Below are 13,957 nucleotides of genomic sequence, written 5' to 3' on the forward strand. Positions count from 1 at the left end.
GCCAGCGGAACGTCCACCGGCCGCGCGCGCGGCATGGGATCGTGCGAGCGGCTTGCTTGCGCCGTGGGCGCGCTGCGTCACGCGCCCGATCCGTGGCATAGCGTGGTCAGCGCGGCCGCATCGGTCACGCTTGCGGCCGCGCGCGCCGCACCGGCCAGCAGCGTGCGTTGCACGTCGCCCTTGGCCGGCTGGCTCTCGATGCAGCGCAACTCGTCATTGCGCCCGTACAGCCGCAACTCGCGCACCTGCTTGGCCACGGCAGCGTCCTTGGGCTGCAGCGTCAGTTGCCAGGCCTGCGGCTGGCCCTGCCCGCTGATGCGGTAGTGCTGCTCCAGCAGCGCACGGTCGCCGGCCAGCAACGCGCCGAAGCCGGACTTCAGGCCGGCCAGCTCGGGCACCCGGCTCAGCGAAAAACGCCGCGGCGATTTGCCTTCGCGTTCCAGCACGCCCTCGTCGCCCTGCAACGTGGTGGTCTCGCGATACGGCGCGCTGACCTCGCGCACCAGGGTCTGCGCGTCCGGGCGACGGTAATGGCCCTGCACGCGCAGCGGCGTCTTCAGCAGCGCCGAGCCACGCAGTTCGACGAACTCGGTACTGACCGGTGCAGGGCGTGCCAGGCGCTGCAGCACCTGGCCGACGTCCAGCGTCTCAGGCGGTGCGGCGCATAGCGGTGCGGCGCTGAACAGCAGTATCAGCATCCACGGCAGGGTGCGGCACATCGGCATGGTGGGTGTTCCAGAAATCGTAGAAGTTGAACCAGTTGTACGGCGCATAGCGTGTGTAATGTTCCAGCCTGGCCGCGTAATCGCGCATGAGTACCGCCAGCACCGGTGCGCGCTGGCGACGCGGCACGTCCAGGCCCTCGCTGAAGGTCTCGAACGCCAGCTCGTAATGATTGCCGCCGCGGTACAGGCCGAACGCCAGCACCACCGGCACCTTCAGCGCTGCGGCGATCAGCCACGGCGAGGTCGGGAACATCGCGTTGCGGCCAAGGAACGTCGCCGGCAACGCCGGGTCGCCCTCGCGCGGGCGATCGATCAGCAGCGCCACCAGCGCACCGGCGTCGGTGGCGTCCTTGATCGCCATGACGATCGAGGTCGCGTCCATGCCGGCGTCGATGATGTTGGCGGCCAGCTGCGGATTCAGCGCGCCCAGCAGCTCGGTCATGGCGCGGTTGTGGGCCTTGTCCAGCACCACCTTGACCTGCACGTCCGGCCGCTCCGTGGCCAGCACGCGCAGCGCATCGAAGCTGCCCAGGTGCGAGCCGAAGATCAGCACGCCGCGGCCGCGATCCATCTGCGCATGCAGCTGGTCCAGCCCGGTGATGTCGACCCGGAAGCGCTGCATCTGTCCGCACAACATGTACACGCGGTCCAGAATCGTCGAAGCGAAGGTGTGGATATGCCGCGCCACATCGCGCAGCGTGGCCGGGCGCTCCAGCACGCGCGTCAGATAGGCACGCGAGGCGCTGCGCTCGGGCGCACGCACCAGCAGGAAGTACAGCGTGATCGGGTACAGCAGCGCGCGCCCCACCGCACGCCCGGCATGCTGGGCGATACCGCGGATCAGCCACAGCGCGAAACGTCCGCCGCCTTCCGGGCGTTGCTTCCACTGACTGCTCATTGCGCCGCCTCCGCCACCAGTTCGCCGCTGACCAGCAGCTCGTCGGCGCGCTGCACGCGAAAGCGCCAGCGTGGGCCGGCGCCGTCCAGCATGACCGATGCCGTCTGCCCGGGCAGCAACGGCTGCACGAACTTCACCTGCGGCAGGCGTGCCGCCGCGCGTGGACCATACGCGGCCTCCACTGCCTGCAGCACATGGTCGAGCACGACCACGCCAGGCACCACGGGGCGCCCCGGAAAATGCCCGGGCAGGCAGGGATGATCATGCGGCACGACGAAATCCATAAGCGGTTAACTTAAATCCTGGGTTGGAGCATCGCAGCCACGGCGTCGTGTGCCTGCTTGGTCAATTGCTGGCGGTCCGGCGCATCCGGCCCGGTCACCGGGATCGGATCGCCGATACGTACCCGGATGATGCCCGGGCGCACCCTGAACACACCCTCCACCGGCAGCACCTTGCCGCAGCCATCCACCGCCACCGGCACCACCGGCACACCAGCATCGATAGCGGCCTGCAACAGCCCGGCCTTGAACGGCAATAATGCGCCGCTGCGGCTGCGGGTGCCTTCGGGAAACAGACACAACTGCTTGCCCTCGCGCAGCAGCGCGGCGGCCTGCCGGCGCACCATCGCCCCGGCACGCCGGCTGTCGCGGTCCAGGAACAGCATGCCGGTGGCCCGTGCATACCAGTTCACGAACGGCATCTTGAGCATTTCGTCCTTGAGCAGGAACCGCAGCGGCACCGGCAAGGCGTAGAACAACGCACAGATATCGATGATGGACTGGTGGTTGCTGACGAACAGGTAGTTCCTGGACCAGTCCACGCGCTCGCGGCCTTCCACGATCACCTTGGCGCCGGCACCGCGAAACAGCACCGGCGACCACATCCACGCGCCCATGCGCAGCAGGCGGTCGGTGTCGCGCGTGATCGCCAGCAACGCCAGGCCATAGGCGATTCCGCCCGCGGTAAACGTCAGCGTGAAGGCCAGTTGCAGCAGATTGAACACGGCCCACGCCAGGCGCGACGGCATCCTTGCCAGCGGCATCTTTGTCTTGTCCCCGAAAATGTGCACGTACGTCGCTGCCCCTGGCCACGCACTCAGCGCAGCAGATCGCGCCAGAATTCCGGCCCGAGCCGCGCCATCTGGCGCAAGAAGTCTGGCAGATTACGATAGGGGCGCTGTGGAAACCAGCGGCCGCGCAATAGATATTCGCCTACAAAGAACCCGCCAACCACCCCGTACGCCAGCAGATTGGCGAACAACGATGCGCGCGCGTCGCTGATCGGCAGCGGCGAGACATAACCCAGTTGCGTCAGCACGCCACTGGGTTCGGCGCACAGGCCCAGCACCAGGTTGACCAGGGTCAGCGCGCACAGCAGCAGCGCCCAGGCCAGGGTGAGGCGGCGCGTGTAGCGGTACTGCTCCGGAGTGATCGGCATGCCGGCCTGGCGATACAGCCCCTCGACGATGCGCGTGATCAACGGCGTACGCCCACGGCGCAGGCTGCGACCGAAGAACCAGGCGACCCAGCCGGTGAACACCACCGGCGGCGCGGCCAGCACCAGCATCGCGTACGGCGAGTGCCACAACGCACTCAGGCCCAGCAAGGTCAGCACGGCCAGCGCCCAAGCCCAGGCGCGGCGCGCGACCATCGGTTCGATCAGCACCATCAGCACCAGCAAGCCACCGGCGATGACGGCCAGCTCCGGGCGATGGCTGGCGTTGGCCCAGTGCGCCAGCGGCGAATACGCCACCGCCAGCAACACGCCCAGCCCCAGCACCCACGGGGGCGCATCGCCGGGCGCGGCGTTCGCGACCTCAGACGGTCTTGTTGGCTTCGACATGCGCCGACAATGCGCGCAGCGACGCGAAGATGCGACGATTCTCGTCATTGTCCGAGCGCAGCTGGAAGCCATAGCGCTTGCTGATCGCCAGCGCCAGTTCCAGCGCGTCGATCGAATCCAGTCCCAGCCCGGTATTGAACAACGGCGCCTCCGGGTCGATGTCGGCGGGCTGGACGTCTTCCAGGTTCAGGCTTTCGACTAGGAGTTCGGCCAGTTCACGTTCGGCAGCGGTTTGCGAGGACATCCAGAGAGCTTCCAGGTGAGGGTCGGGCGACAGATTCACAACGAAATTGCAGAACAACCACAGCGGCGCAGACAACCGTCAGGCCGGCATCGGCGATGCTGCAGGGCACAGACAGTGTACGTTGCCGTGCCGGCCGATTCCGAGCGCCCACCGGCGTTGCGGCCGCATTGGCGAGGGTGTCGATCGGTCTGCAACAGCGAGTCGGCGGCCGGCATACCTGTCCGGGCCGCCGGTCAGGCTATCATGACTGCATGACGCTCGCCCGCTGCAGGTTCGTTCCAGGATGACTTCCACCGCTGTTGGCCCTACCCCGACCGCCAAGCCGGCAGCCGGGCCGGCTCCCGGACCCGAGTGTCCGGATGTCCTGATCATCGGCGGCGGGCCGGCGGGCTGCGCGGCGGCCATCGTCCTGGCCCAGCAGGGCTGGCAGGTGACCTTGCTGGAGAAGGCGCAGCATCCGCGCTTCCATATCGGCGAGTCGCTGCTGCCGATGAACATGCCGATTCTCGAACGCCTGGGCGTGTTGGAAGACGTGCGCAGCATCGGCGTGCTCAAGCGCGGTGCGGACTTTCCCAACGACAGCGGCGGCTACAACACCTTCCGCTTCTCGCATGCGCTGGAGGCCAAGGCGGATTTCGCCTTCCAGGTGCCGCGTGCGCAGTTCGACCAGGTGCTGTTCGAGCGCGCGCGGGCGGTGGGCGTGGATGCGCGCGACCAGGTCAAGGTCGAAGCGGTGGAGTTCGACGGGCAGCAGCCGGTGCTGCAGGCGCAGGGCGTGGCGGGTGCGCAGCAGTTCCGCCCGCGCTATCTGCTCGATGCCAGCGGCCGCGACACCTTCCTGGGCAACCGCCTCAAGCTCAAGCGCGCCAATGCCAGGCATCAATCGGCCGCATTGTTCAGCCATTTCCGCGGCGTGACGCGCCGACCGGGCGAGGATGCCGGCAACATCAGCATCTACCGCCATGCGCATGGCTGGATGTGGCTGATCCCGTTGCCGGACGACATCATGAGCGTGGGCGCGGTCTGCTACCCGGAATACATGAAGACCCGCAAAGGCGACAGCGAGGGCTTTTTCATGCGCACGCTTGCGCTCAACACCGAGCTCAGCGCGCGCATGCTCGGCGCCGAACGCGTGGCCCCGGTGCATGCCACCGGCAATTACGCCTACGAATGCACGCGCATGTCCGGCCCGCGCTGGTTGATGCTGGGCGATGCCTACACCTTCGTCGACCCGATGTTTTCGTCCGGCGTGTTCCTGGCCATGCACAGCGCCGAGCGCGGTGCGGCGATGGTGGACCAGGCCCTGCGCATGCCGCAGCACGAGGCAAGGCTGCAGCGCGCCTTGCAGCGAGAGCTCAAGCGCGGCGTGGACGAGTTCAAGTGGTTCATCTACCGCTTCACCTCGCCGACCATGCGCGCCCTGTTCGCGCAACCGCAGAACACCTGGCAGATCGAGGAAGCGGTGGTGGCGATGCTGGCCGGCGACGTATTCGACAGCCCCAGGGTGCGCCTGCGTCTGCGCGCGTTCCGCGCCATCTATGCACTGACCACCTTGTCGATGATGCCGCGCGCCTGGCAGTCCTGGCGCCAACGCCGACGTCAGGCCACGCTCGGCTTCGATGGCGACACCTTGCAACGCGACACGCAACAACGAGACACACGATGACCGTTTCCCCGGCCCAGACCACGCACACCGTGCGCCATCCCCGCCTGCAGGTCGACTATGTCGATCAGACCGACCCGTCTGCACTGCTGGCCGATCCGCAGGTGCTGGCCGTGTTCGGCTTCGGCACGGCGGCGCCGCGCCTGGACGACCCCCGCTACCTGCGCGTACCGCTGCAGCCGTACCACGCCGACGTGCTGGAAGTGTGGCGGACCGACGCGGCGGTGCACAGCGGCCGCGATGGCAACATCGCCTGGGCCAGCGACGGCCGCCTGCAGTTCGGCGTGATCGAAATCGACGAGCAGGATGTCGATATCGAAGCCGCCGCCGCCAAGGCCTATGCGGAAATCACCGCCTTCGTCACCCGCAGCCAGACCCCGCGCCTGCTGCGTATCTGGAACTATCTGGACGCCATCACCCTGGGCAGTGGCGACCGCGAACGCTACCGGCAGTTCTGCGTGGGCCGTGCGCGCGGCCTGGGCGCCTTCGACAATGCGCAATTGCCGGCCGCCACCGCGGTGGGACGCTGCGATGCCGAGCGCATCATCCAGATCTACTGGCTGGCCGCCAGCGACGCCGGCACCCCGCTGGAAAACCCGCGCCAGGTCAGCGCCTACAACTACCCGCGCCAGTACGGCCCGCAGCCGCCGAGTTTCGCGCGCGCCATGCTGCCGCCGGCCGGCAGCGACATGCCGCTGCTGCTGTCAGGCACCGCCGCGGTGGTCGGGCATGCCTCGATGCACATCGGCCAGTTGCTGGCGCAGCTGGAAGAGACCTTCGCCAACTTCGATGCCTTGCTCGGCGCCGCACGCACGCACGCACCGGCGCTGCCAGCGCAGTTCGGCGCCGGCACCCGCCTGAAGGTCTACGTGCGCGAGCAGGACGACCTGCCCAGGGTGGCGCAGGCGCTGGACGCCCGCTTCGGCGATGCGGTGCCGCGTCTGCTGCTGCACGCGGTGATCTGCCGCGACGAGCTGGCGGTGGAGATCGATGGGGTGCATGGGTGAGCGATTGCGGTCATCAGTACTGATGCCCGCTGCAGCCACGCAGCAGCAATGCTCCGTGGCGAGGCCTGCGCTCAGCCGTTGAGCAAACCCAGCACCACATCGCGTGGCAGCTTGCCGGTTTCGTTGCGTGGCAGGGCGGCGAGTTTGCGCAGGCGGCGCGGCAGGAACACCGGGTCGACGCTGACGCGCAGGGCGGCGAGGATCTGCGCTTCGTCCAGGGTCGGGGCGACCACCAGTGCGGCGATACGGCCGACCGCCTGACCGGGCTCGGGTGCGAGCTGCACGATGGTGCCGTCGACGACGCCCGGGATGGCCAGCAGGCGACGGGTCAGATCGGCCAGCGAGGCGCGTTTGCCGGCGATTTCCAGCAGATCGGCCTGCCGGCCGCGCACCTGGAAGGTGCCGTCGGCAGCCACGTCCATCATGTCGGCCAGCAGCACCGGCGTGGCCAGATGCGGTGCGTGCACCAAGGTGCCTGCCGCCTGCGTTTCCAGGCGCACACCGGGCAGCGGTGTCCACGCCGCCTCCAGCGCGGTGCGGCGCACCGCGAACACGCAGGTTTCGGTGGAACCGAACATCTCGCGTACCTCGCCGCCAAACCGCGCTTCGGCGGCCGCGGCCACGTCCTGCGCCAACGGCGCGGTGGCCGAGACGATGCCGACCAGCGGCGGCAACGCCACGCCGGATTCGACCAGCGCGCGCAGGTGCACCGGCGTGGTCACCAGCACGCGCGGGGCAGGAATGTCCGACAGCGCGCGCGCCACATCGTCCGGAAAGAACGGGCGGCCCGCATGCACCGCAAGCTCGGTCACCATCGGCAGCAGCACCGACAGTTCCATGCCGTACATATGTTGCGGCGGCACCGTGGCGACCACGTGCGGCACCGCATCGGTGTGCGCCCACAGGCTTTCCAGCGCGACCAGATCCTGACGCGTACTGGTCAGGAAGCTGCCCCAGGTCTTGGGGTTGGGCTGTGGGCTGCCGGTGCTGCCGGAAGTGAAGCCGATGGCCACCAGGGCATCGTCGGCCAGCTGCGGAATCGGGCCTGCGGCCTGCGGCAACTCGGCCGGCAGCTGCCAATAGCGCGGCGGTGCCAGCTCCAGTGCCAGATCGCCCAGGCAGTAGGCATCGGCATGCCGCGCCTGCACCTCGCCAACCACGGCCGGCGCGCGCGAGGACGGCAGCAGCGACACCTGACCGCGCAATGCGCACGCATAGAACGCGACCATGAAGCGATAGCGGTCTTCGCACAGATTCACCGCGTGGCGACCGTCCGGCAATAGCTGCGCCAGGCCATGCACGTGTGCAATGAAGGTGGCCAGATCGACCGACTGCCCCGCGCGCCAGGCCAGCGGCCGGCCGGGCGCGCCGACGGCCATCGGGTGGGAAACGGCAGGAACAGGCAGGCTGGACATGGGAACCGGCAATCGCAAAAGCGCGCTAGCTTGGCCGCCACCTGCCCTGCTGGCAAGTCGGGAGGTTTCCGGCTGCGCCACGGAAGCGGCGGTCGGGAACCTTGGCAAGGCCCGTGCGCCAAGCGCATTCCAACTCATTGCAGCAGCGCATCGCACCTGGCGTGCATTGGCCGTCAAGCGCGTACGCCCGTGCGAGCCAACGCGCGCACAACCGCTTGTGGTCGCGTCCGCCACTCGTCCATGCCTTGCCTGTTCGGTAACGCACTCGCCTCCACGCGCACATGACCTGTGGCCCAAGCCCCCGGCGGAAGCGAGCTGCTAGGCTTGTCCGCTCCTCGTTGCGTCCAGTTGTTACCGATGCCCAGATTGTTGCCGCTGTCCTTGTTGTTGCTGGCTGTCACCGCGCATGCGCAATCCGCCACACCGCTCACCATCGAACAGGTGATGGCCGATCCGGACTGGATCGGGCCGTCGGTGGATCAGGCCTGGTGGCAGTGGGACGGCAAACAGGTGCAATACCTGCTCAAGCGCGACGGTTCCCCGGTGCGCGACACCTATCGCCAGGGCGCCGGCGGCGGCAGCGCCGAACGCGTGGCCGACAACGCCCGCGCCGGCCTGGATGCGGATAACCCGAGCTACGACGCGACCCGCCAGCGCATGCTGTTCGCGCGCAATGGCGACATCTTCCTGCGCGATTTGCGTTCCGGCGCGCTGACCCAGCTGACCCGCAGCAACGAGGTCGAATCGCGGCCGCAATTTGCCAGCGATGGCGGCGCGATCTGGCGCGCGGGCAACAACTGGTACCACTGGCGCGCCGACGGCGGCACTGCGCAGGTTGCAGTGGTCAAGGCCGAGCGAGATCCCAACGCTGCGCCCAAGGCCGATGTGTTGCGCGAGCAGCAGTTGGCCACACTGGCCACGCTGCGGCGCGACCGTGAGCAGCGCGATGCGTTACGCACCCAGGAAGACGCCTGGCGCCGCGCCGATGCCACGCGTGCGGCAGCGCCGGTGTACCTGGGCGATGAGGTGGAGATCGTCGACAGCGCGTTGTCGCCGGACGGCCGCCACCTGCTGGTGGTCACCCAGGCCAAGGGTGCCGAAGAGGGCCAGGCCGGCAAGATGCCCAAGTACGTGACCGAATCCGGTTACGAGGAATTCCAGGAAGTGCGCACCCGCGTCGGTCGCAATGCGCCGGTGGCGCATGCGCTGTGGTTGGTCGATGTCAGCGCCGGCACTGCAAGACCGCTGTCCTTCGACACCCTGCCGGGTATCGCCACCGACCCGCTGGCCGCGCTGCGCAAGGCCGCCAAGCGCGACGCGCTCAAGGGGAACCGCGCCGTCCGTGTGGAAAGCGACGGCGACGGCAGCGGGCCGGCGGTGCACTGGAGCGACGACGGGCGCAACGTGGCGGTGGAGATTCGCGCGGTGGACAACAAGGACCGCTGGATCGCCAGCGTGGACCTGGCCAACGCCACGTTGCAGCCGCGGCATCGCCTGAGCGACAGCGCTTGGATCAACTGGGACTTCAACGATTTCGGCTGGCTGCCCGACAACCGCACGCTGTGGCTGCTGTCGGAAGAATCCGGCTATTCGCAGCTGTACACGGTGGAAGGCAACGGCAAGCCGCGCCAGCGCACGCGCGGCAAGTGGGAAGTGTCGATGCCGGTGCCCAGCGCCGACGGCAGCAGCATGTTCTTCCTGTGCAACCAGAAATGGCCGGGCGATTACGAGGTGTGCAAGCTGGACCTGCGCAGCGACCAGCTCAGCGAAGTCACTGCGTTGAATGGCGTTGAAGGCTTCAGCCTGTCGCCGAACGGGCAGCAACTGCTGGTGCGTTACTCAGGCAGCTACCTGCCACCGCAGCTGGCGGTGGTGCCGGCCGCAGGCGGCCAGGCCACGCTGCTGACCGACACCCGCACGCCCGCGTTCAAGGCGCAGCCGTGGATCGCGCCGCAGTACGTGCAGGTACCGTCCAGGCATGGCGCCGGCACGGTCTGGGGCAAGTACTACGGGCCGCAGAACCCCGAGCCCGGCAAGCAGTATCCGATCGTGATGTTCGTGCACGGCGCGGGCTATCTGCAGAACGTCTCGCAGCGCTACACGCCGTACTTCCGCGAGCAGATGTTCCACAACCTGCTGGTGCAGCAGGGTTACATCGTGCTGGACCTGGACTACCGCGCCTCGGAAGGCTACGGCCGCGACTGGCGCACCGCGATCTACCGCAACATGGGCCACCCGGAGCTGGAAGACTATCTGGACGGGCTGGAGTGGCTGGTGACGCAGAAGCAGGGCGACCGCGCGCGTGCCGGCATCTACGGCGGCTCGTACGGCGGCTTCATGACCTACATGGCGCTGTTCCGCAGCCCCGGCACCTTCAAGGCCGGCGCGGCGCTGCGTCCGGTCGGCGACTGGATGCAGTACAACCACGAGTACACCTCCAACATCCTCAACACGCCCGAGCTCGATCCCGAGGCCTATAAGACCTCATCGCCGATCAACTACGCCGACGGACTGCGCGACCATCTGCTGATCGCGCACGGCATGATCGACGACAACGTGTTCTTCAAGGACTCGGTCGACATGACCCAGAAGTTGATGGAGCTGCACAAGGACAACTGGCAGGTGGCGCCGTATCCGCTGGAACGCCATAGCTTTACACGCGCCGATTCGTGGCTGGACGAATACAAGCGCATCCTCAAGCTGTTCAATGAGCAGGTGAAGCCGTAAGCCATGCCGCTGCGGCCGGGCGATGCGTGCTGCATCGCCCGGTCGATGACATCGCGCGTGGCGCCGGCATCCCCATGCTGCAGCAGGCGACAGATGGCCCAGGTTGCACGCGTGATGCGCTACTGCGTCACCCATCGCCACGCGTCACCCTGCGCGGCACTCACCTGCACGTACGCGACTGGCCCTAAGCTTGGCGCAGGATCGGCAGACCGCTGGCGCATTGCGCTCCCCTTTGCCGGCCCGCCGCCCGACCGGAGCGCCGCCGGCACCGCAGCGGTTTCCGATTCGCGGCGCGCAGAAGGTAATCGCGATGGGCCTGTGGGACCGTTTGTTTGGACGCAAGACCCCGGTGGCGAAGACGCCCCGAGCCGAACCGACCGCAGCGCCGGCAGCTGCAACCGATGACACCGATACCGAGGTCCAGATCGACCCGGCACTGCAGCCCGCACTGAGCCTGTTCCAGCGCGGCGATCAGCTGGGCGCCTACAACGCTGCGCAAGCGCAGTTGCACCTGGGTGCCGACGCGCAACGTCTTTGCGCACTGGCATTGAGCGCGCTGGACCGCTACCGCGAGGCATACCCGCACTGGCTGGCGCTGTACGAACTGGAGCCTACCGCGCACAACGCATTGCAGTTGGCGACCACTTCGGTGATGTGCAACGAGATCGATCGTGGCGAACAGTGGCTGCTGACCTTCGACGATCTGAATGCGCAGGAGCGCTCCACCTCGCCGGCCACCGCACGCACCAGTTTCCTCACCGCGCTGACCCGCGCCGGTCACGGCGCGCACGCGTTGCCGCATCTGGAGTGGTTGCGCGAGGCCTACGCCGGCATGTCGATCACCGACAGCCACTTCCTCTACGTGCGCGGGCTGCCCTTCTTCGAAGCCTTCCTGGAGCGCAGCACACCGTTGTTGCGCCAGTGCCTGCCGGCCGACGCGCTGCCCGGTTGGTACGCGCAACTGCAGCCGGCCCTGGATCCGGATGGCCAGGCCGCCGTGGCCGCCCATATCGCATCGCTGCAATGAGCGCGCCGACACCGCGCCCTCGACCGCGCGGCGGCTTCGTCACGCCGCTGGCATGGGTGTCCCTGCTGCTGGGTGTCGTCAGCGCGATGTCCAACCTGCTGCAGATCGCGATGATCGTGCTGATGCCCGACGCGGCGGCGCTGGGCTTGCCCGAAGGGATCAGCCTGCCCACCTCGTTGCAGTGGTTGATCGATCATGCGTTGTCATTGTCCGTCGTAGGCGTGGTGCTGTCGGTGGCCTTCGCATGGTTGAGCTGGGCCTTGCTGCAGCGACGCGAGTGGGCGCGGGTCGGGTTCGTGGCGGTGTTGCTGGTGACCGCACTGCTCAATGTCGGTGGCCTGGCGTTGATCGGGCCGCTGTTCGAGGGCGTGCAGGCAATGCTGCCGGCCGATGTCGTGCACAGCCCCGAGTGGCCGCAGCTGCAGGCACGCCTGCAGGCAACCCGCCAGGCGGCGTTGCTGCTGACAGGCCTGGGCGTGCTGGCAATCGGCTGTCTCCACGCAGCGCTGGCATGGCGATTGTGCACGTCCGCAGTGCGCGCCGAATTTGCCGCCTCGCGCGGGCGCAACGCATGAGGGAATCGAGACGTCGAGCCGTGGCGACGGTTAGACACGGCACGAGGCTTGAATCACAAGCCCGGTGAGTCGAGGGCGCGATGCACTCATCACTTCCGGGACACGCCGTGAATCCGTCTGTGGAGGCTTCCTGGCAGCATCCATGCCGCCAAGGATTCCGGAACCGATAAGGACACCGCACCGGTTACCGGTTGCTCAGTCGAAACCATGCACACCGACCATCGCGACAGGTCCTTGCCCGCCCACCGTCGCGGGACCTTACGCGGCATGGATGCCGCGTAAGAGCCTACACGGACGTACTTGCGGCGTGTCCTGCGATGGTGGGCGGGCAAGGACCTGCAGCCAGACCGCCGATCGCGTGCCCTGCTTCTGCTTCCTCTTCCTCTTCCTCTTCCGCTTCTGCTGTTTCTGCCTCGCCCACACTGCCCGGTCCCAACTAGAAAACAGCCGGCATATGAATGCTGGCGTGGGACGACCCGGTAAAGCCCGGCTGGCCAAGCACCCGTTGCCTACACACCGCAGCGCCTCGCCCTGCGACAAACGGGCGCGTTTGCCCGACTGCATGAAGCGCGATGCACCGCTTAGAATCGTGGCATGAACGAATTCGACCGTGTACGCGATTATTTGACCGGCCTGCAGGACCGTATCTGCGCTGCTGTGGAAGCCATCGATGGCAGCGCGCGTTTTGCCGAAGACCTGTGGCAGCGCGAGGAGGGCGGTGGCGGGCGCACCCGCATCCTGCGCGATGGCGCGGTGTTCGAGCAGGCCGGCATCGGGTTTTCGGACGTGTCCGGCTCGCGCCTGCCGCCTTCGGCCAGTGCGCACCGGCCAGAGCTGGCAGGGGCGACGTGGCGCGCCTGCGGCGTGTCGCTGGTGTTCCACCCGCACAACCCGCACATCCCCACCACCCACGCCAATGTGCGCTACTTCCGTGCCGAGCGCGATGGCGAGATGGTGGCGGCCTGGTTCGGTGGCGGCTTCGATCTGACCCCGTTCTATCCGGTGGACGAGGACGTGCTGCACTGGCACCGCACCGCGCAGGCGCTGTGCGCGCCATTCGGCGAGGAGCGCTATGCCGCGCACAAGCGCTGGTGCGACGAGTACTTCTTCCTGCGTCACCGCAACGAGACGCGTGGCGTGGGCGGGCTGTTCTTCGACGACCTGGGGCAGGATTTCGAACGCGACTTCGCCTACCAGCGCGCGGTTGGCGACGGCTTCCTGGATGCCTACCTGCCGATCGTCGAGCGCCGCAAGGACACGCCCTACGGCGAGCGTGAGCGCGAGTTCCAGCTCTACCGCCGCGGCCGCTACGTGGAATTCAACCTGGTCTACGACCGCGGCACCTTGTTCGGCCTGCAAAGTGGCGGGCGGGCCGAAAGCATCCTGATGAGCCTGCCCCCACGGGTGCGCTGGGAATACGGCTTTACGCCAGAACCGGGCAGCGCCGAGGCGCGGCTGATGGACTATCTGGTCCCGCGCGACTGGCTCGGTTGAATCGGTCAATTAAAAAACACAGCGCTAATGAAACGCTGTGTTGATCGATTGAGTTAATTCGACCTATTTAAATTTGTGATTTCCCGCGACGCCGGTGGAGCGTGCAATACGATGAACCGGTTATGTTGCGTAGCAAAATAATTGCAGGCCGGAAATAAAAAGCCCCGCAGACCAGGGGGAGGTCGGCGGGGCCAGGGAACGGAAACTTGGGGAGTAGTTTCCGCTCCGAGATCTGCTCCAGGGGATGGGAGAGATCTGCCGACAGGCGTTGCGCCCGTCGAGGGATATAACACCATTTTCTACATTGATGGATCGTGAAGATAACTGTTAAAAATAT

At 67.3% G+C, this 13,957-nt stretch carries 13 protein-coding genes; 6 read left to right on the forward strand and 7 right to left on the reverse strand.

Annotated elements, in window-relative coordinates; translation table 11 throughout:
• Positions 1 to 77: 77 nt before the first annotated feature.
• From ACCQ04_RS19310 to xanC, 6 genes are all read right to left on the reverse strand, one after another.
• Entirely contained in the window at positions 78 to 725 is a 648-nt protein-coding gene (locus tag ACCQ04_RS19310) for a LolA-related protein (protein ID WP_039814875.1), read from the reverse strand.
• Positions 649 to 1,623: a lysophospholipid acyltransferase family protein gene (locus ACCQ04_RS19315; protein WP_039524636.1), complete on the reverse strand. Its 975-nt coding sequence runs from the start codon at positions 1,621 to 1,623 to the stop codon at positions 649 to 651. The genes ACCQ04_RS19310 and ACCQ04_RS19315 overlap by 77 nt, the downstream gene beginning before the upstream one ends.
• A complete protein-coding gene (locus ACCQ04_RS19320; protein ID WP_226427910.1) occupies positions 1,620 to 1,847 on the reverse strand; it encodes an ApeI family dehydratase in 228 nt (75 codons plus the stop codon). Before ACCQ04_RS19320 ends, ACCQ04_RS19315 begins: the two co-directional genes overlap by 4 nt.
• A gap of 71 nt (positions 1,848 to 1,918) precedes the next feature.
• Positions 1,919 to 2,668 carry a lysophospholipid acyltransferase family protein gene (locus tag ACCQ04_RS19325; RefSeq protein ID WP_226427909.1) on the reverse strand — a complete coding sequence of 250 codons (750 nt, stop codon included), beginning with the start codon at positions 2,666 to 2,668 and terminating at the stop codon, positions 1,919 to 1,921.
• A gap of 53 nt (positions 2,669 to 2,721) precedes the next feature.
• Positions 2,722 to 3,405 carry a COG4648 family protein gene (locus ACCQ04_RS19330; protein WP_024937536.1) on the reverse strand — a complete coding sequence of 228 codons (684 nt, stop codon included), beginning with the start codon at positions 3,403 to 3,405 and terminating at the stop codon, positions 2,722 to 2,724.
• A gap of 37 nt (positions 3,406 to 3,442) precedes the next feature.
• Entirely contained in the window at positions 3,443 to 3,712 is a 270-nt protein-coding gene (gene xanC / locus ACCQ04_RS19335) for a xanthomonadin biosynthesis acyl carrier protein XanC (protein ID WP_011260626.1), read from the reverse strand.
• 283 nt (positions 3,713 to 3,995) lie between these two features.
• On the opposite strand from xanC, the gene ACCQ04_RS19340 reads away from it, so the two are divergent.
• Both ACCQ04_RS19340 and ACCQ04_RS19345 read left to right on the forward strand, forming a co-directional pair.
• The gene (locus ACCQ04_RS19340; RefSeq protein ID WP_226427908.1) at positions 3,996 to 5,378 is read left to right on the forward strand and encodes an NAD(P)/FAD-dependent oxidoreductase; all 1,383 of its coding nucleotides are present in this window, start codon (positions 3,996 to 3,998) and stop codon (positions 5,376 to 5,378) included.
• Positions 5,375 to 6,382, forward strand: a complete 1,008-nt coding sequence (locus ACCQ04_RS19345; protein ID WP_226427907.1) for a chorismate transformation FkbO/Hyg5 family protein — start codon at positions 5,375 to 5,377, stop codon at positions 6,380 to 6,382. The genes ACCQ04_RS19340 and ACCQ04_RS19345 overlap by 4 nt, the downstream gene beginning before the upstream one ends.
• A gap of 71 nt (positions 6,383 to 6,453) precedes the next feature.
• Here the strand turns inward: ACCQ04_RS19345 and ACCQ04_RS19350 are convergent, their stop codons facing one another.
• Positions 6,454 to 7,797: an AMP-binding protein gene (locus ACCQ04_RS19350; protein ID WP_179466061.1), complete on the reverse strand. Its 1,344-nt coding sequence runs from the start codon at positions 7,795 to 7,797 to the stop codon at positions 6,454 to 6,456.
• 366 nt (positions 7,798 to 8,163) lie between these two features.
• On the opposite strand from ACCQ04_RS19350, the gene ACCQ04_RS19355 reads away from it, so the two are divergent.
• The 4 genes from ACCQ04_RS19355 to hemF all read left to right on the forward strand — a co-directional run bounded on the left by ACCQ04_RS19355 (position 8,164) and on the right by hemF (position 13,620).
• Positions 8,164 to 10,524, forward strand: a complete 2,361-nt coding sequence (locus tag ACCQ04_RS19355; RefSeq protein ID WP_226427970.1) for a S9 family peptidase — start codon at positions 8,164 to 8,166, stop codon at positions 10,522 to 10,524.
• A 310-nt stretch (positions 10,525 to 10,834) separates the two neighbouring features.
• Positions 10,835 to 11,551 (forward strand): hypothetical protein, encoded by a 717-nt coding sequence (locus ACCQ04_RS19360; protein ID WP_054592907.1) that lies wholly within the window; start codon positions 10,835 to 10,837, stop codon positions 11,549 to 11,551.
• On the forward strand, positions 11,548 to 12,126 hold the full coding sequence (locus tag ACCQ04_RS19365; RefSeq protein WP_226427906.1) for a hypothetical protein: 579 nt from the start codon (positions 11,548 to 11,550) through the stop codon (positions 12,124 to 12,126). The genes ACCQ04_RS19360 and ACCQ04_RS19365 overlap by 4 nt, the downstream gene beginning before the upstream one ends.
• Before the next feature lie 594 nt (positions 12,127 to 12,720).
• Positions 12,721 to 13,620 (forward strand): oxygen-dependent coproporphyrinogen oxidase, encoded by a 900-nt coding sequence (hemF, locus tag ACCQ04_RS19370; RefSeq protein ID WP_046345059.1) that lies wholly within the window; start codon positions 12,721 to 12,723, stop codon positions 13,618 to 13,620.
• Positions 13,621 to 13,957: the final 337 nt, after the last annotated feature.

Origin of the sequence: Xanthomonas sp. NCPPB 2866 (assembly GCF_041475745.2) — a bacterium.
GTDB lineage: Bacteria > Pseudomonadota > Gammaproteobacteria > Xanthomonadales > Xanthomonadaceae > Xanthomonas > Xanthomonas arboricola.

Coding starts and splice junctions, on each gene's coding strand:
- ACCQ04_RS19310 (WP_039814875.1), bottom strand. CDS start 725: ATGCCGATGTGCCGCACCCTGCCGTGGATGCTGATACTGCTGTTCAGC.
- ACCQ04_RS19315 (WP_039524636.1), bottom strand. CDS start 1,623: ATGAGCAGTCAGTGGAAGCAACGCCCGGAAGGCGGCGGACGTTTCGCG.
- ACCQ04_RS19325 (WP_226427909.1), bottom strand. CDS start 2,668: ATGCCGCTGGCAAGGATGCCGTCGCGCCTGGCGTGGGCCGTGTTCAAT.
- xanC (WP_011260626.1), bottom strand. CDS start 3,712: ATGTCCTCGCAAACCGCTGCCGAACGTGAACTGGCCGAACTCCTAGTC.
- ACCQ04_RS19340 (WP_226427908.1), top strand. CDS start 3,996: ATGACTTCCACCGCTGTTGGCCCTACCCCGACCGCCAAGCCGGCAGCC.
- ACCQ04_RS19345 (WP_226427907.1), top strand. CDS start 5,375: ATGACCGTTTCCCCGGCCCAGACCACGCACACCGTGCGCCATCCCCGC.
- ACCQ04_RS19350 (WP_179466061.1), bottom strand. CDS start 7,797: ATGTCCAGCCTGCCTGTTCCTGCCGTTTCCCACCCGATGGCCGTCGGC.
- ACCQ04_RS19360 (WP_054592907.1), top strand. CDS start 10,835: ATGGGCCTGTGGGACCGTTTGTTTGGACGCAAGACCCCGGTGGCGAAG.
- ACCQ04_RS19365 (WP_226427906.1), top strand. CDS start 11,548: ATGAGCGCGCCGACACCGCGCCCTCGACCGCGCGGCGGCTTCGTCACG.
- hemF (WP_046345059.1), top strand. CDS start 12,721: ATGAACGAATTCGACCGTGTACGCGATTATTTGACCGGCCTGCAGGAC.